The organism is Actinoplanes sp. NPDC023801 (genome assembly GCF_040639655.1).
Taxonomy (GTDB): Bacteria; Actinomycetota; Actinomycetes; order Mycobacteriales; family Micromonosporaceae; genus Actinoplanes.
On sequence record NZ_JBFAAI010000016.1, the window covers coordinates 1 to 16,651 of the forward strand.

12 protein-coding genes and 1 pseudogene are annotated in these 16,651 nt (G+C 72.4%); 5 read left to right on the plus strand and 8 right to left on the minus strand.

From position 1 onward, the window contains the following. Positions 1 to 25: 25 nt before the first annotated feature. The 4 genes from AB0G04_RS26245 to AB0G04_RS26260 are packed head-to-tail and all read right to left on the minus strand — an operon-like array spanning position 26 to position 4,198. Entirely contained in the window at positions 26 to 190 is a 165-nt protein-coding gene (locus tag AB0G04_RS26245) for a hypothetical protein (protein ID WP_360987693.1), read from the minus strand. A gap of 5 nt (positions 191 to 195) precedes the next feature. After that, the gene (locus tag AB0G04_RS26250; protein ID WP_360987695.1) at positions 196 to 2,679 is read right to left on the minus strand and encodes a hypothetical protein; all 2,484 of its coding nucleotides are present in this window, start codon (positions 2,677 to 2,679) and stop codon (positions 196 to 198) included. Further along, the gene (locus AB0G04_RS26255) at positions 2,676 to 3,647 is read right to left on the minus strand and encodes a thiopeptide-type bacteriocin biosynthesis protein (protein WP_360987697.1); all 972 of its coding nucleotides are present in this window, start codon (positions 3,645 to 3,647) and stop codon (positions 2,676 to 2,678) included. The genes AB0G04_RS26250 and AB0G04_RS26255 overlap by 4 nt, the downstream gene beginning before the upstream one ends. Further along, entirely contained in the window at positions 3,644 to 4,198 is a 555-nt protein-coding gene (locus AB0G04_RS26260) for a phosphopantothenate--cysteine ligase family flavoprotein (protein WP_360987699.1), read from the minus strand. The genes AB0G04_RS26255 and AB0G04_RS26260 overlap by 4 nt, the downstream gene beginning before the upstream one ends. A gap of 258 nt (positions 4,199 to 4,456) precedes the next feature. On the opposite strand from AB0G04_RS26260, the gene AB0G04_RS26265 reads away from it, so the two are divergent. Both AB0G04_RS26265 and AB0G04_RS26270 read left to right on the plus strand, forming a co-directional pair. Beyond that, a complete protein-coding gene (locus AB0G04_RS26265; protein ID WP_360987701.1) occupies positions 4,457 to 5,506 on the plus strand; it encodes a radical SAM protein in 1,050 nt (349 codons plus the stop codon). A 232-nt stretch (positions 5,507 to 5,738) separates the two neighbouring features. Beyond that, the gene (locus tag AB0G04_RS26270) at positions 5,739 to 8,270 is read left to right on the plus strand and encodes an ATP-binding protein (RefSeq protein ID WP_360987703.1); all 2,532 of its coding nucleotides are present in this window, start codon (positions 5,739 to 5,741) and stop codon (positions 8,268 to 8,270) included. A gap of 9 nt (positions 8,271 to 8,279) precedes the next feature. Here the strand turns inward: AB0G04_RS26270 and AB0G04_RS26275 are convergent. Together AB0G04_RS26275 and rlmJ are read right to left on the minus strand one after the other, a co-directional pair. Further along, positions 8,280 to 9,448: pseudogene (locus AB0G04_RS26275) on the minus strand (transposase). A 127-nt stretch (positions 9,449 to 9,575) separates the two neighbouring features. Further along, positions 9,576 to 10,403, minus strand: a complete 828-nt coding sequence (rlmJ, locus tag AB0G04_RS26280; RefSeq protein ID WP_360987705.1) for a 23S rRNA (adenine(2030)-N(6))-methyltransferase RlmJ — start codon at positions 10,401 to 10,403, stop codon at positions 9,576 to 9,578. A gap of 332 nt (positions 10,404 to 10,735) precedes the next feature. Between rlmJ and AB0G04_RS26285 the strand changes: the two genes are divergently transcribed. Both AB0G04_RS26285 and AB0G04_RS26290 read left to right on the plus strand, forming a co-directional pair. Beyond that, positions 10,736 to 11,845, plus strand: coding sequence for an SMI1/KNR4 family protein (locus AB0G04_RS26285; protein WP_360987707.1), 1,110 nt, complete (start codon positions 10,736 to 10,738; stop codon positions 11,843 to 11,845). After that, entirely contained in the window at positions 11,842 to 13,203 is a 1,362-nt protein-coding gene (locus tag AB0G04_RS26290) for an FAD-dependent oxidoreductase (protein ID WP_360987709.1), read from the plus strand. The genes AB0G04_RS26285 and AB0G04_RS26290 overlap by 4 nt, the downstream gene beginning before the upstream one ends. Here AB0G04_RS26290 and AB0G04_RS26295 read toward each other — a convergent pair. Continuing rightward, a complete protein-coding gene (locus AB0G04_RS26295; protein WP_360987710.1) occupies positions 13,151 to 13,654 on the minus strand; it encodes a hypothetical protein in 504 nt (167 codons plus the stop codon). The genes AB0G04_RS26290 and AB0G04_RS26295 overlap by 53 nt on opposite strands. 10 nt (positions 13,655 to 13,664) lie before the next feature. Continuing rightward, positions 13,665 to 14,621: an ABC transporter substrate-binding protein gene (locus AB0G04_RS26300; protein ID WP_360987712.1), complete on the minus strand. Its 957-nt coding sequence runs from the start codon at positions 14,619 to 14,621 to the stop codon at positions 13,665 to 13,667. Positions 14,622 to 14,720: 99 nt separating this feature from the next. Between AB0G04_RS26300 and AB0G04_RS26305 the strand changes: the two genes are divergently transcribed. Beyond that, entirely contained in the window at positions 14,721 to 16,556 is a 1,836-nt protein-coding gene (locus tag AB0G04_RS26305) for a diguanylate cyclase (protein WP_360987714.1), read from the plus strand. Positions 16,557 to 16,651: the final 95 nt, after the last annotated feature.

The window sequence follows — 16,651 nt, forward strand, 5'->3', positions numbered from 1 at the left end:
GGGCCGGGGCAGCCACCGCGCGGTGTCAGCAGGCGCAGCTGAACACCTCCGTGCAGTGGTTGGTGGGCGGCGGGTACGCCGCCTTCGGCAGCATCCGCTCGTCACCGAACTGGGCCTCCAGCTGGCCGATCAGCTCGTCCACCTCGGACAGCGTCACGGAGCTCTCGGTCGTGATCTCGACCTTCTCCATTTCGTTCACCTCCTCTCGGCAACTGGTTGCGGCACGCGCCGGACGGCCGGTGAAGGCTCGCCGGTACGCCATCCCGCGACGACGTCGGTGCGCGGGTGATCAGGGTGGCCGGGCGGTGCGCCGGCCAGGGCGGCCGCCGTCGCGGCGGCGAGCACGGCCGGATCGGCCCGGTACGGCAGCCGCAGCAGCAGTTCCGCCGCGACCGGTTCGGTACCGTCGCACACCGGCAGTTCATCGGGTGCCGGCGTGAACTCCTCGAGGATCAGGTCCTGCGGCGTGGACCGGCCCGCCCGGCTCACCACGGACTGCCACACCGCGGGGGCACGGACACTGTCCAGGTCGCACGGCACCGGCCGGCCCCCGGGTCCGGGACACACCATCACCCACCGGGGCAGGTTCAGCCGGTCCCGGAGGCGGGCCAGGTGCAGCAGCCGGGTCAGCAGCGGGTCGGCCGGATCCCACGGCAGCGTGACCCGCCACTGCGCCGGTGAGACCACGACCCGGCGGTGCACGGTGATCCGTGGCAGATGGTCACGGCCGGGCAGCGCGGCGAGCGAGTGCCGCAGCCGCCGGAACCGGGCCGCGATCGGGGTGCGGCCACCCTGGAGAACGCCGAGCAGCAGGTCCCACGGCGGCAACGGCTGCCGGGTGGCGTGGTAGACGATCCGCACCGGTTCGCCGTGCGCCGCGACGTGGAAACGGTCGCCGTCACGGCGTACGGTCAGCGCCGCCAGCGGCAGATACCGGGCGTGCCGGGGACGCGTCCCGCAGTACGCCTCGATCGCCGGGTCCCCGGTGAACGTGCCGGTGTACAGCGGGCGGTGCACGGCGTTGGCGGCGCGTGCCGACAGGGGCGGCGCCAGGAACTCCACCGACGTGACTCCGGTACGGGCGTCGAGCTCCCGGAGGAAGGCGCGGTGCGCGGTCACCTGCGGCGGTTCGCCGTGCAGTTCGCTCAGTTCTCCGGCGAACCGGGCGTCGAGCATCCCGGCCGACGCCACCAGGTCGAGTGCCACCGCGCCGGCGGCATCCGGCCGGACCAGGCAGTCGAGGGGCCACACGTAGTCGGCCGGTGGTGCGCCGAGCTCGTCGAGCAGGGCGTCGTCGAGGTCGAACGGCAGGTCGCCGGGGTGGCTGTCGAGCATGCGCAGGAGCCGCGCGTACCCGGTCGCCGGTCCGGCGGCGACCGGCCAGCCGTCGTTACCGGCGGCCGCCCGTCCCGGTGTGGTGGTCAGGCCGGTGGTGATGTGTGCGGTCAGCAGGTCCAGCACCGGCACCGGGTCGGCACCGATGCCGTCCAGCCAGGGGGCGTGGAACACGTGGTCGGCGCTGATCAGCGCGTTGAGCCGCTGCACCGGGCCGAGCGCGGACTGCACCAGCCGTGCGGTCCGTTCGGGCCAGGTGTCGCCGGTGGCCCGGTAGACGTCCACGAAACCGTCGGCCCGCACCGGGCGTGGTGCGGCCTCGACGGTCCGCCATCCGGTGCGGTGCACCGCGGCCGGTACGGTGAGCCGGCAGATCCCCAGCCCGGCCAGCCGCAGCACGAAGGCGCGGGCCTGCGCGACCGGCAGCCCGGGCAGACGGGCGGCCAGTTCGGTGAGTGGCCGGGCTCCGGCGGACAACGCCTCGCACGCCGCCGCCAGCGCGGGTGTCAGGCGTACGGTCACCGGCCGTAGCGGGGCCTCCACGTCGTCCTGCAGCCACGCGTGCAGGTGGCCGTCGGCGATCCGGTGCAGCGGCGCCAGGGACACCAGCGGATCCGGGTCGTCCGGGGCCGACGCCTGAGCGCCGTGCAGGTTGGCGGTCCAGCGGGTGGCCGCCTCCGCCCGCAGCCGCACCGCGTACCGCGTACCGTCGCCGACTGGAAGCAGGGTGGTGTGCCCGAGCCAGCCGCGTGGGGTGGTCTTCGCGGCGCCGCGGGTGATCATCCGCCACAGGTGGTCGCTGTGCCGGCGCAGCCGTTTCGACTCCCACGTCTCGCCCGCCCGCAGCCGGGCGGCGATGTCGTCCGCCGTGCCGATGGTGCCGTCGGCCAGCGCCTGGCGCCCGGCCGGCAGTTCGTGCAGCAGGTCCCACGGCGCGGCGAGCAGTCGCCGGCTCTCGTCCCGTACCGCCCGGGCGACCGTGTCGCGGTCGGCGCTGAGCAGGCCGCCCAATGCGGCGATGATCCGCAGCCGGGTGGCGAGGCCGGGATGCCCGCAGTGACCGGCGGCGTCCGCAAGTGCACGCAGCGCCTTCTCCGGTACGGGCCGGCCGTGGTGCAGGTGCCGCCGGCACGCCAGCGCATCGCGGCGCTGCGCGGCGCCCAGCCGGTCGTCGGGGATCAGCACATCGCCGATCTCCGGGGCCAGGACGGCCGCGAGTTCGGCGTACCGCTGCTGCGCCTCGGCCAGGCCCCGCACCCGGGCTGCCAGATTCTCGTCGGCGGCGGCCAGCCAGGCCCGGATCGGCAGGCCGGCGGTGCGCAACAGCGCCCGGTCCGTGGTCACGATGCCACTCCCGGCGTACGGGCCGCGAGCGCATGGGTGATCAGCGCCTGCTGGCCGAGCGGCAGGCGGGCCCGGTTCCAGTGGAAGATGACGGTGAACGCGGCCGCGGCGCGCGGGCCGACAGTGGCGGCACCGGTGGCGAAGTACTCGCTGATCCAGTCCGCGGCGATCGCCGGCACCGCGGCCCGCCAGGTGTCCAGAGCGGCGCGAGCCGGAGCCGGGAGCCGCCCGCCGAGCGAGTCAGGGTCGGCCCAGCCGCGGCGCAGCGCGGAGATGAGCCGTACCGCCCGCGGGTCGGTGGCGGCCGCCGGGGCCAGGACACGTCCGCCGTGGCGTTCAATCCGGTCCCAGACGTCGAGGTCCTCCCAGCCCGTCACGCCGAGGGCGTCGAGCAGCGCGCGGATCATCAGCAGCGACATCGCCCACACGGTGGCCGGCGAGTGGGGGCCGGCGGCGTGCACGTCCAGCCAGGCCGCAGTGTCGGCGGTGAACAGCCGGTGCACGTGGCGCATCGACACCGGGCCGCCGAACAGCCGCTGCTCCGGCTCGTACCGCCAGGGGTGGTGATCGCCGATCAGGCCGTCGTCGCGCAGCCAGGCCAGGCTGTCGCCGATCCGGCGGCACAGGGCGGCGGTGTCGCCGGTGGCACGGCAGCGCAGCCGCAGACCGGGCGACTTGTGCATGAGGAAGAAGTCACCGAGCAGACCGCTGTCGCGCAGGCCGGTCACCGCGGCGGCGAGGCCGGCGTACAGCCGGGGGCCCGCGCCGGTCACGGCGACGTCGAACTGCACCCACCGGTCCGTCTCCACCGGGGCGGGCAGGGGGACACCGGTCAGCGCCTCACGCAGCCGGTGCAGGTCACCGGCCTCGGTGGCGCACAGGCCCAGGGCGCTCCCGCACAGGTCGAGGAAGCCGGGCAGGTCCCAGCGGCGGTCACCGACCACCACCTCGACGGGCCGGGCCGTCACGACCGCACCCCGATCTCGGCCGCGGCTTTGGCGATCAGCACGGCGGCGTCCATCGGTGACGGCAGGCACGGCGCCTGCACGGTACGACGCTGCCAGTTCTCGTACACCAGGCCGTCCACCGGTTCGACGACCTGGTGGCCGTCGTCTCGCAACGTCCGCACATGCCGCTGGACGACCGGCCGTTCCCACATGGTCTGGTTCATCGACGGAAAGAACAGCACCGGGCCGGTGGCCGCCAGCAACGCCGTCTGCGCCGGTGACCCGGCCAGCCCGAGAGCGACGGCGGCCATCGTGTGGGCCGTCGCCGGCAGCACCACCAGCAGCCGGGAACGGCGGGCCAGCTCGGTCGGGATCAGGTCGCCGTCATCGCTGGCGTAGGCCTCGTCGGCGAACCACGACGCGGTACGGCGGTGCAGGAACCGGGCGGCGCTGTGCGTCAGCAGCACCCGGATCGGCGATTCGGTCGTGGCGCGCAGCTGCATGGCGTACGACGGCAGGAGCACCGCCGCACTGGCGCCGCACACGACAAGGGTGATCGCGTCGTCGCGCATCGCCGCCTCCTCTCCCCCACCGGCCGTATCCGGTGAACCGGTTGAACGCCTTCGACGCTAGGGATCCGGGGCGGCCGTGCCATCCGTGCCAGCTACGCAAGACCGGCTCCCGGGTACGTAGGCGCCGGGCCCGTGCCGCACTGCCGTACCGCGGCGGTGAACCTGCGTACCGGCCACGGACGCCCCGTCCCGGCCGCCGCACCTAGCGTCGGTTCTCGCAGCGCCGGGCAGCCCGCGCGCCGCGTGGAGGGAGCACCGATGCAGGACACGATCGCGGGACCGACCGGCGTCATCTGGGACATCACCTACGCCTGCCCGCTGCGGTGCACGCACTGCTACTCCGAGTCGGGGCGGCGCCCGTCACGCCAGCTCGGCCTGGCCGACATGCTGCGCGTCGCCGACGCGCTCGCGTCCCTGCGGCCCGAGCTGGTGACTCTCGCCGGCGGCGAACCGACGCTGGTGCCCGGCCTCGACCGGGTGGCGCAGCGATTCACGGCGGCCGGGATCCCGGTCGGGGTCTACACCAGCGGCTGGCGGCTCACCCCGGAGACGGCCGGGTCACTCGCGCGCGCCTTCGACGTGGTCACGGTCAGCGTCGACGGTGCCACCGCGGCCGTCCACGACCGGATCCGCGGCCGTGCCGGCTCGTTCGACCGGGCCCTGGCCGCTGCCGAACTGCTGGACACGATCGCCGGCCGGGAGCGGGCGGCCGGCCCGGCCCGCTTCCGTCTGGGACTCGACTTCGTCGTCACGCGCGGCAACTTCGACCAGCTCGACGACTTCTGCACCGCCGTGGTGCCGCGCCTGCGACACGTGGACACGGTGTCGTTCGCGGCCGTGGTACCGACCGGTCTGGCCAGCCGTCCCGGATTCGCCGCCGCCGAGCTGCTGACCGAGGAACAGATGGCGGCCCTGTCCGACGGCCGGCTGGCGCAGCGGCTGGCATCACTGGTCCCCGCCGGGGTGACGGTCACGGTCGGTGACAATCTGGAACTACGGATGGACCCGGCCGGCCGGGCCGCACACCCGGGCTTCCGCCCGCTCCAGGTGGAGCCCGACGGCGCGGTCCGCGCCATGCCGATCTACGAGGGTACGGTCGGTGATCTGCGCACCGAACCCGCGCAGGAACTGTGGCGCCGCGCCGTCCGGCGCTGGGACGACGACTTCGTGGTCCGTACCCTCGCCCCGGTCCGTACGATGGCCGAGTGGGCCGAGGCCACCCGGCGGCTCGATCGGCACTTCGCCTCCCCGGAGGTCGCGGCGCGTCTCATCCGCCGTCCCGACTTCGTCATCCCAGTGGCCGGCTGACCGCCCGGCACATAGTCGGCGGGCCTGGCCGCGATCGCTGCACGGACCCGTTTACTGCCTGCCCAGCAGGGGTAGCCGGGCGGTCTGTGGTGCGGTGCCGGCGTAGGCATCGCCGAGGATCGGCGTCAAGAAGCGGCGCGGATCCCGGACTCCGGTTCGGAGTGCCGCAGCGATCCGCGCACCACCGTAGTCGTTACCGCACCGGTGGTGCGCCCTTCGAGGGGCGCTAGTCATGGCATACGTCGAGCCGATGACCCGGACGGAGGCGTTCGCCGAGCTCAGCCGCATCCGTCTCGCCGACGTCGACGGCGACACGCTGCTGGAGCAGATCGCGCAGTTGACGAAGCGCTCCATAGCCGGCGTGAGCGAGGTCAGCGTCACCCTGATGCAGGGTGAGCATGCGCGCACGGCCGCGTCCACCGGTGAGCTCGCCCGCGCGCTCGACGAGCGGCAGTATGAATGCGGCCGCGGCCCGTGCCTGGACGCCTGCGCCGATGCCGTGATCCTGTCGATTCCCGACACCACCACCGAGGACCGCTGGCCCGACTGGGTCACCGCGGCCCGGCAGTACGGCGTGCGCAGTTCTCTGTCGGTATGCCTGCCGGGGCTGGACAAGGTGGCCGGCGGGCTGAACATCTACGCCGGCCAAGCACATGCCTTCAACGCCGACGCGATCACTCTGGCGCAAACGTTCGCCGGATTCGCCGCCGTCGGGCTGGCCAACGCCCACCCGCACCGGACACCGGCCGGACGCCCCCGGCCGGCGACGGCGACGCTCGACGCCGCCGCGGTGGTGGAAGCCATGAAGGAGGCGTTCGTCGCGGTGGATCGGCGCGGCGTCGTGGTGGCATTCAATCAGGCAGCGCAGGACCTGCTGGGCTGGCCCGCCGATGAGGTGTGCGGCCGGCACCTTGACGACACGGTGCTGCCCGGTTACGACGGTGAGCCGATCGGCGAGGCGCTCAGCAGGCTGTTCGACGCCGGTGACCGCGCCCGCGCGGTGTCGCGGCGGGTCAGCCTGCGCCACCGTGACGGTCACTGGCTGCCCGCCCAGATGGTGCTGTCCGTGCTCCGCGGCGCCGGAGAGGCGTTGGCCTGCGCGTTCGTCACCGACCTGTCGCAGCAGGCAGCGGCCGAGAACGAGGCCGAGCGGCAACGCCGGTTCCTGGCCGCGTTGCTGGACAATCTCGACGTCGGCGTCGTCGCCCTGGACCTGGACGGTAAGCCGCTGCTGGCCAATCGGGCGCTGCGCCGGATACACGGCATCACCGACGACCGCAGCAACGCGGAGGTGACTCCGGCCGTCGCCGCCACCATCTACGGCCTCGACGGCACACCCCTGCAACTGCCGGAGACACCGTTGGCGCGCGCTCTCCGCGGCGAACATGTGCGCGACGCCGACGTGCTGGTCAGCATGCCTGAAGTCCCGGACCGAATCCTGCTCGTCCACGCACAACCGATCACTACCAGCGACGGGACGCGGCTGGGAGCGGTGGCGGCGTTGCACGACGTGACCTCGGTCCGCCGCGCCGAAGGGTTCCGGGCCTGCGAGCAGCAGGTCGTCAGGATCCTTGCCGCTGCGGCCACCGTCGGTGACGCCGCAGCGGCGGCGCTACGGGCGGTCACTGAGGCGCTGCGCTGGGCGCACGCGGAACTGTGGATCATCGACGCGCTCACCGGCAAGCTGGAGCCGACCGGGCACTGGAGCGTCACCGCCGGACAGTGCGGCGAACTGCACCGCGATCCGGTGACCAAGGGCGCCGGCATCGCCGGCACCGTGTGGGCCACCGGCCAGCCGCTGTGGCTGCCGGACATGACCGACGCCACCGACCCGGCCGCCCAGCGATACCTTGCCGAGGCGCAGGCCTGCACCAGGATCGGGCTCCACACCGCCCTGGCGGTACCCATCCGTGACGGCGACGCCGTCCTGGGCGTGCTGGCCTGCTACAGCGGCACCCGCGAGCATGACCAGGACATGCTCACCGTGCTGCTCAGCGGGGTGGCCGCCCAGTTCGGCATGTTCGTGGCACTGCGCCACACCGCCGATCTGGCCGAACAGCTGGTACGCACCCGCAACGACTTCCTCACCCTGGTCGGCCATGAACTACGCACCCCGCTGACTTCGATTACCAGCTACACCACCGTGCTCGCCGACGACACCGCCATCGATCCCGCCGAGGGCCGGTACATGCTGCAGGTCATCGCCCGCAACGCCGGACGCCTGCGCATCATCGTCGACGACCTGCTGGACCTCTCCGCCCTCGAAGCCGGGCTCCAGCCACTCGCCGTCACCGAGCACGACCTCGCCGCCACCGTCGCCGCCGCGGTGACCGCCGCCGAGCCGGACGCCGCCGCCAACGGCGTGCGCCTGCACACCAGGCTGCCCAAACGGCTTCCCCTGCACGGCGACCCGGCCCGGATCCGGCAGGTTGTGGACAGCCTGCTGTCCAACGCCATCACCTACAGCCCGCACGGCGGCGACGTCCGGATCCGCCTGACCGCACACCCCGACATCGCGGAACTACGGATCACCGATTCCGGCATCGGCATCCCCGCCGGCGAACACCACCACCTCACCGACCGGTTCTACCGGGCCAGCAACGTCGCCCACCACGGCTTTCCCGGCGCCGGTCTCGGGCTCGCCCTCGTACACGCCATCACCGCGCTGCACCACGGCGACATCAGCTTCGACACCAATCCCCACCAGCCCGGCACCACGGTGCTGCTGCGGCTTCCCCGCCACGGCGCGGCCCAACAGCACTGAGCTTGTCGTTCAACCAGTTCGGCGGGGCTTGGTGCCCTTCTTGTGATGGGCCGGTCGCTGGTGTGCCTGGCCGGTGACCAGGACGAGCCCTACGTCGTAGCGGGTAGCGGCGTGCCGGTTGCGGGAGCCGGACGGGCGTCCGGGACCGGGTCGGCTTGGTTTAGCTGCACGCGCTGGCGAGGCGCTGGTCGCGCGCAGGTTCCAAAACCCCCGCCGCACCCGGGCCGGAGTGAGCCGCTCCGGCGCCACCGGGCGTTCCCACGGTCGGCGCAAATCTTGGGCGAAGGGCCGGGCCAGGCGCAGCTGAGTATGCGCGGCCAGTATCAGCCACGTCCAGCGGTCGGCGGCGGCCGGGTCGCGCAGCTGCGGAGCGGTCCAGCCGAGTGTCTGTTTGAGCAGGCGAAAGGTGTGCTCGATGTCGAAGCGGCGCAGGAACGCCTACCAACTCCGGTCGATATCGGTTTTGGTGGCGTCGACCTTGGACCACCACAGCCAGACTGGTTTCGGCCCGCCGCGGCTGGGCAGGTGGTCGACGGCGAGCCGGATCACGGTCCCGGCGATGATCGGCAATGCCTCGTTGTGGTCGACCCAGGCCGCCCGCCGGGTCAGTCGCGGGTGCAGACGGTCCCAGGCCTGCGCCCGGACCTGGCCGTAAAGCCTGGTGTCGGTGTGCGTGACCGCGTGCTCGGGCCCCCAGGTGGCGGGGTTGCCGAAGACGAACTCGCTGCCGTGCTTGGCGGGCCGACCGCCCTCGGGGTGGTAGCCGCGTGGCGGGGATCATGCGGTGTTCGTCCTTGCCGCGGCCGTAGGTGTGGCAGAACGAGCGTTGCGGGCTGCAGTTACCGTCCGGGCGCAGCCACGGTGAGACGTCCACCGCGAGGACCAGACGGCCGTCCGCCGCCCGCAACGGCAAGCCGACCAACTGCCGGCGCAGCAAGTCGACGTCGATACGGCCGTGGTTCAGCGCGTCGTACACGGCGCCATGGCCACGCCGGTACTCCGGGCGCCGGCGACAACCCGACCAGCGTCTTGACCGGCCCGTCGGTGCACAACAGGGCCTCCGTCAGCTCGAACAAGGCGTCCGCCCGCCTGGTCATGCACTGGTAGAGCCGCTCGCGGAAACCCGCCAACACCTCGATCGCTTCCGCCCTGTCCGTCACGACCGCCACAACGAGCATCGATAGGTGCTAGATGCGCCCCATCTTCACCGGATGACGCTCCGTCACCGCCGGCCAGACCGAAGACGGATCCGACGAATGCGCGGATCTGCCGAATTGAAGGACGTTGCCACGCCCCGAAGACCCGTCAGACCTGCTGCCGACGCGTGAACCTCAGTCGGCCCTGCTGCCCATCAGGCAACCGCTTGCCCTCATAGGTGCGGACGAGATCTTCACCCAGGCGATCACACCTGGCGATCACCTGCTCTCCAACGTTCGCCAAAACCACGCCGAAGCCGGTCCCGGGTGTTGTCCCGACACCGAGATCGCCGTTCGTGCCCTCGCCTGTCTGGTCCATGACAACCACATCCAAGCAGGTCAGCGGCTCGGAGGTGCGCTGAGCGATCTCCGCGAGTGCCCACGCCTGCTCCACGGGGCTGTCGAACCCGTACCAATACACGAGCACCGACCCGGATTCGGCCACCTGCCCTGCCAGTTGAACTGCGGACAGGCCGCCTGGTTGAGCAGCGAACGGGTCGAACGGGTCGATGTGGACGACACAACGACTACCGGCGCAAGTGTCGAGCCACTCGGCTACCACGGTCATGCCGTCGCGCTCGACGACCTGACACCGCGACAGCTCGAGGTTCCGCCCCCAGAGTCGTAAGTCGTCCGCGCTTACCGGGTCCACGTCACAGAACAGATACTCGGAGGTATCGCCGAGCAACGTCATCGCCTGGAGCGCTGACCCGGGGTAACGGGCTCGTCCGGTCGAGGTAAACCTGCGCAACGCCTGGGCGTATGCGGATGCGCCAAGTGTTTCGACTACCGAGGACACCTCGAGAAAGTGACCCACACCGTAGTTCCGCTCATCGTCGTGCACGAGGTCGTAGGCGCCGCTGCCCGCATGGCTCTCGGCATAGTGCGTCGGTTCGAGAGCTGCAAGCACCTCACACAACATGAGGTGCTTCCACACGTCTCCTGCCTTGCCGAAGTGTCGGTTAGCCATCCCGCGACAATGCCAGGCACATCCCGCGCTCACCACCTCGTTCTCGGTGAGGCCGAGGTGAAGCGACTGTCAAGCCGAACGGCCGCTCATGCCGTAGAGGACCCGCGCTGGTCCCGCCGATGCCCGCACCCAGCGCGCACCGTAGTCACCCTTGATGACGCAGGAGCGATCTCGTCCGCAGTGACGTCGGGGTGAAGTGGGAGGTTGAACGGCAAGCTGAGCCGGCCCGCCCTGCGGCACCTCGCCGACAGGCGTCGCTCGGGCGGGGCCCGCCGGCGGTGGCTGGCAGAATCCCGGACGTGAATCGGACCGAGGATGTGCTGCATCGTCTCGGGTCGGCTTTCGTGGCCGGTCTCCGGCAGCCCGGCTACCAGTTGATCACCGCCCACGGGCACGGCTATCAGGCGCAGGCCTACACGCGGGAAGGCGAGCCGGCGCTGATCGGCCACTGGCCCGGCCGGGACCTCGACGAGGCCCTGTCGGCGCTGAAGGAGATCGCCGACGGCGTGCTCGTCATCGAGGTGGTCGGTGAACCGGAGGGCCGCTACGTCATCCACTGGACGCACGACCCTGCGCCCGCACGCATCGTCCTCGACGAGGACTACCGCTTTCCCGGTCACGAACGGCCGCCGGTACGGCAGCCCGGCGCCCCGGACCAGCGGCCGACGGACCCGGAGGTGCTGGCCGGCATGCGGGAGCTGGTGGCGGAGTTCGTCCGGAGGCATCACCAGGACGGCTACGCACCGGGATACCGCGAGGACGAGATCCGCGCCGCCGAGCACCGGCTGGGCACCCGGCTGCCGGAGGATCTGCGCGCTCTGTACCGGATCGTGCATGACGACCGCGAGGAGTCCGGGCTTCCGGACCCAGCGGTGGTTCAGGCGGTCGACGTGCTCGAGGCTCCCGGGGTCAGCTTCGCGGACCTGTCCGGGCTGCCCCATCTGAGATCGATCGTGGTGCACGCCGCCACCGGCCCGGTCGACATGACCATCCCTCCGGGCCTGCCGGTGGAGAAGGTGCACGTGGTCGCGGCCGGCTTCGATCCGGCCCTCCTCGCCGGCGCCCGACCCCCGAACGGTTCACCGGGCCTGCGCTTCCTGACGCTGGCCGGCAACACCGCGCCGGTGTCGATCGCCGCTCTGGCCGCGCTGCCCGGCCTGCTGCGCCTCGACCTCTCCGGAGCCGCCGTGACCGACATCGAGGCGATCGCCGGGTTCCCCGCCCTGCGGGTGCTCGTCCTGAACGAGCGGCAATGGACGACGCTGCTGGCCGCGGGCCGCCTGCCGGGGACGCTGGCAGCGGTGTCGCTCGCCGGCGACGCGGGCGTCGCGGAGAGCACCCGCTGGCAGAAGGCGTTCGGCCGGGCCGCGACCCACCACACGCTCGAGGGCAGAAGAGGCGAGCAATGACGCGACTGACCGGCTACGCGGTCTCGCACTGGGGCGACGACCCGTGGGCGCGTGGTTCGTGGAGCCTGATCGGCCGGGGTGGCACACCGCGGGACAGGTCCGCTCTGGGCGCCGCCGTCGGGACGCGGCTGCGCATCGCCGGCGAGGCCACCCACCCGTCCAGGGCGGGCATGACCCATGGGGCGTACGAGCAGGGCGCCGACGCCGCGGCCTGGGCCGCCGGGCTCGGACATACCCGGGTGGCCGTGGTGGGTGCCGGCATGGCCGGGCTCGCCGCCGCCCGCGCCCTCGCCGACCGCGGCCTGGACGTGCGGGTGTGGGAGGCCCGTGACCGGATCGGCGGCCGCACCACCGGGGCCGACGTGGACGGCACCGGCTTCGACCTGGGCGCCAACTGGCTGCAGCAGTACGACGAGAACGTCCTGGCCCGGCTCGCCGAGAAGCTGTCGCTGCGCACCGTTCCCACCGACTTCAACGACCCGCTGATCCTTGCCGACGCCGGCATGCCGGGGCCGGCCGGCCCGCCGGTGCTCGAGGCCGGCAGGGCCGGGACGGTTGCTGCCCGCGGCGGCGCCTCCGGTGCCGGACCGTCGCACGGGGCGTTTCTCGCCCCCGAGGCCATCGAGGTCGAGCTGCGGGCACGTCTGGAGGCCGCCGCGGACAGCGCTTCGATCGCCGACGTGCTCGACGACTGGCTGCGGGACCCCGGCCGGTGGGACCCGGGGTCGATCCGCCGGTTCGTGGACGCCGAGATCGTGATGGACTCCGGCGCTCCGCTGTCCTGGCTGAGTGCCCGGTACGGTTTCGAGCCCGGTGTCGGCGAGGGCGACCGCTGGATCGTCGGCGGCTACCGGCTGCTGGTGGACCATCTGGCGGCGGGCCTCGACATCCGGCTGCGGCACCCGGTGGCCCGGATCGTCGTCGACACGCACGGGGTGACGCTGCTCGGCGACGCCGGTTCGCTGCACGCGGACGCGGTGATCGTGACGGTTCCGGTCGGTGTGCTGGCCGCCGGCGGTATCGCGTTCGACCCGCCGCTGCCCGCCACGCACCGCACCGCGCTGTCCCGTCTGGGCATGGGCCGGGTGGAGAAGGTGATCCTCCGCTTCGGCGCCCGGTTCTGGCCGGCACACCCGGCCGGTTACTTCCGGGTCCACGGTCCCGGCGACACGTGCATCAGCGAATGGCTCGACGCCACTCCCGCCGACGGCCGCCCCACCCTGGTGGGCCTGTTCGCCGGCGACTGGCTCGACGAGCTCTGGTCCGGCCCGGACGCCGCCGTCGCGGCCCGGGCCGCGGCCGTGATCACCGGAGCCGCCGCCGCGACGCTCCCACCGGCGGCGACTTCTCTGATCTGAGCCCGGTGGCCGGTTCCGGCGAGAGGCAGGCGTCGAGGTCGGCGAACAATGCGCCGGGTACGGCCCGGCCGGTGCGCCCGGCCAGCAGCAGCCACCAGGCGCGGCCGTGCGTCCAGGCGGCGGCGACGGCCCGCGCGATCGAGTCCGGGTCAGCGATGGCCGTCGCCTCGTGGACGGCCGGCACCAGATCGGACGGAAGGTCCGCCGTGGCCGGCACCGGGGCATGGGCGGGCAGCGAGTCGAGGGCCCGCCGCGGGGCACCGGTTCCATCGAGCGTGGCCAGGGCGACGTCGTCGACGAACAGCCAGAACTCGACGTCGCTGTACGCATCGGCCTCGTCCTGGGCGAACGAGCCGTAGGTGAGCGCGGCGACGAGCCGCTGATCGGTGTGGCACAGGTGCTTCACCCGGTCGATGAGACGCTGCTGCGGCAGCACCCGGGCGGACAGCACGCGGCCGAGCTTACGGCAGCAGGGTGGCGAGGTCCGGCGCGGCGGGGAGCAGACCGTCGGTGACGGCCAGGCCGGCGAGCTTGTCGACGGAGGCCCGGTTCACCTCGGCCGGCCATTTCGGGAGCACCAGGGCGGCGCGGGCCTCCGGTGCGATCTTGGTGTAGTCGGCGAGCACCGCGCGTACCTCGTCGGGGTGCTGGTCGGCGTACGCCAGGGATTTCTTCATCGCCTCGGTGAAGCGCCGGACCAGGTCGGGGTTGGTCTGGAGCAGCTCGTTGGAGGTGAAGTACATGGCGACGGTGAGGTCGGGCGCCGCGTCCACGTAGCTGGAGGCGATCTTGCGAGCCCCGGCGGCGACCGCGGCCTGCTGGAACGGCTCGACCACGAAGATGGCGTCGACACTGCCGTTCTGCAGGGCGGGCACCTGGTCGGGGAAGGCCAGTTCGGTGAACTTGACGGCGGCCGCGTCGCCACCGTCCTTGCGGACCGACTCGCGGACCGTGGTCTCGACGATGTTCTTGAGCGTGTTCGCGGCGACGGTACGGCCGACGAGGTCCTTCGGCGACTTGATCGGGCTGCCGGCCTTGACGAAGAGCCCGGCGTAGTCCTTGCCGTCGGCGCCGGTCGAGTTGACGCCGTTGGCGACGGCTTTCACCGGCACGTTCCTGGAGGCGCCGACGAGCAGCGAGATCGTGTTGCTGAACCCGAACTGGAATTCCTTGCTCAGCACGGCCGGGACGATCGCGGCGCCGCCCTGCGCGGTGGTCAGGGTGAGGTCGATGTTCTGCTCGGTGAAGAAGCCCTGTTTCTTTCCCAGGTAGATGGGTGCGACGTCGACGATGGCGATGACACCGGTGTTGACCTTGTCGGGTTGCCCGGCCGGCGGCGGTTCCCCGGCGGACGTTCCGCACCCGGCGGCGAGCAGCAGGGCGGTCGTCGCTGCGGCGATCAGCCGCGATCCACGCATGGGTGAAAAATAGACCTGACATCCACTTGCGTCAATTCCCTTCAGGTCGGGTGAAACGCTGCCGAAGAACCCGGAAGGCCCGAGGGGAGGTGGCGCGGCATGTCGCAGACAAGGCGTGGCGACGCCGTCTCCCGGTGGATCCGTGGCGTGGTGGCGCTGGTGTACCTCTTGCTCGCGGTGACCAACCTGCTGGCGCTCAGCGGGTCGGCCCGGACGGTGATGACGCTGCTGGACAGCGCCACCGCGGTGCTGATGGGCGTGGCCGCGCTGAGCCGGCGGCCCGGCCCGCGCGGTGAGTGGCTGGCGCTGCTGCCGATCATGGACAGTGTGGTGCTGCTCGCGGTGACGGGTGGCCTGCACTACAGCACGACCCTCATGCTGACGCTGCTCGCGGTCGGCGCTGCGGTCACCTCGCGACGCGTGATGGCGACCGCCACCGTGCTCGGCGTCGGCGGCTTCGCGGTCACGATGCTCACGCAGACCCATCCCCCCGGCGCGGGACTGGGCTACTACAGCGTGCAGGTGGCGTTCGCGGCGCTGATCGGCGGGCTGCTGCAGGAGGCGCTGCGCCGGCGGCAGGGGCAGCTGCGGCGCGCCGACGAGCAGGTCCGGATGGTGGCGGACCGGTTCGAGCGGCTGTTCGACGCGTCACCGTCGGGTGTGGCGATCGCCGACGGGGACGGCCGGGTGGTCGCGGCGAACCCGGCGTTCTGCGACCTCGTGGGCCGGCCCGAGACCGAGGTGGTCGGCTCGGACGTCGCCCCCTGTCTCGCCGAGGACGGAGAACATCCGGTGGTACGGCCGGACGGTTCCGTCCGCTGGGCATACCAGACGGTCGGGCACAGTGTGGCCGGCGGCCGGCCGTGGACCCTGGTGCAGTTGCAGGACATCACCGACCGCCACCTGGCCGAGGAGGCGGTCCGTGACTCGGACCGCCTGCTGGCTGCGGTGGCGGCCGCGGCGCGCCGGATCCGTACCGGTGAGGACGCCCGTGCCACCATCGTCGCGGCGGTCCGTGATCTGGCCGCCGCCGACAACGTGTCACTTCTGGAACCGGTGACCGATTCCGGTCGCCCCGCCGCGGGTCCGGTACGCGAACTCGTGGTGACCGACGCGGCCGGCGCCGACGTGATCGGGACGCTGGTGCCGCTGGACGGTACCTCGATGACCGCCCGGGTGTTCCGCAGTGGCGAACCGATCTTTCTGACCGATCCGGCGTCGGACCCGCGGGTGTCGCCCGCGCTGCTGAAGATGATCGACGGCAGTTCGGTGCTGTGGCAGCCGGTGGTCGCCGAGGGCCGCGTGATCGGCGTGCTGGCGGTCGGCTGGCGGCGCCGGGTGGAGTCGGTGAGCGACTACCGCACCCGGGCGGTGGGCCTGCTCGCCGACGAGACCGCGCTGGCGCTGGAGCACGAGAGGCTGCTGCGCCGCCTGGAGCGGATGGCGTTCACCGACACACTGACCGCGTTGCCGAACCGGCGGGCCTGGCAGGACGCGATGGACCGCAGGCTCGCGGGCGCCGTCACGTCCGGGCAGCCGCTTACGGTGGCGATCGCCGACCTGGACCACTTCAAGCGCTACAACGACACGTACGGCCACACCGCCGGCGACGAACTGCTGCAACGGGCCGCCGCCGCGTTCTCGGCCGGTCTGCGCGACGACGACTTCCTGGCCCGCTGGGGCGGCGAGGAGTTCGTGTTCGTGCTGCCGTCGACGGACGCCGCGCAGGCGGTGTCGGTGCTGGAGCGGATGCGGGCGGCGCTGCCGGACGCGCAGACGTGCAGCATCGGCGTGGCGACCTGGGACCACCGGGAGACACCGTCGGACCTGCTGCAGCGCGCCGACGCGGCTCTGTACGCGGCGAAGGCCGCCGGCCGCGACCGCGTGCACGTCGCCGGCGGCGGGCGCCCGGCGGTCCGCAATCCGGCCGCGTAGAGCCCGGCCATCACCATCCGTCAGAGGCGGATGACTTTACGTCGATCGCTGTCTATGCTCTAGGCACCACTCGTCCCGACCGGGCGAGCTTGTCG

Excerpts from the sequence above, each read along its gene's own strand:
- AB0G04_RS26245 (WP_360987693.1), bottom strand. The coding sequence starts at position 190 with ATGGAGAAGGTCGAGATCACGACCGAGAGCTCCGTGACGCTGTCCGAG.
- AB0G04_RS26260 (WP_360987699.1), bottom strand. The coding sequence starts at position 4,198 with ATGCGCGACGACGCGATCACCCTTGTCGTGTGCGGCGCCAGTGCGGCG.
- AB0G04_RS26265 (WP_360987701.1), top strand. The coding sequence starts at position 4,457 with ATGCAGGACACGATCGCGGGACCGACCGGCGTCATCTGGGACATCACC.
- AB0G04_RS26270 (WP_360987703.1), top strand. The coding sequence starts at position 5,739 with ATGGCATACGTCGAGCCGATGACCCGGACGGAGGCGTTCGCCGAGCTC.
- AB0G04_RS26290 (WP_360987709.1), top strand. The coding sequence starts at position 11,842 with ATGACGCGACTGACCGGCTACGCGGTCTCGCACTGGGGCGACGACCCG.
- AB0G04_RS26300 (WP_360987712.1), bottom strand. The coding sequence starts at position 14,621 with ATGCGTGGATCGCGGCTGATCGCCGCAGCGACGACCGCCCTGCTGCTC.
- AB0G04_RS26305 (WP_360987714.1), top strand. The coding sequence starts at position 14,721 with ATGTCGCAGACAAGGCGTGGCGACGCCGTCTCCCGGTGGATCCGTGGC.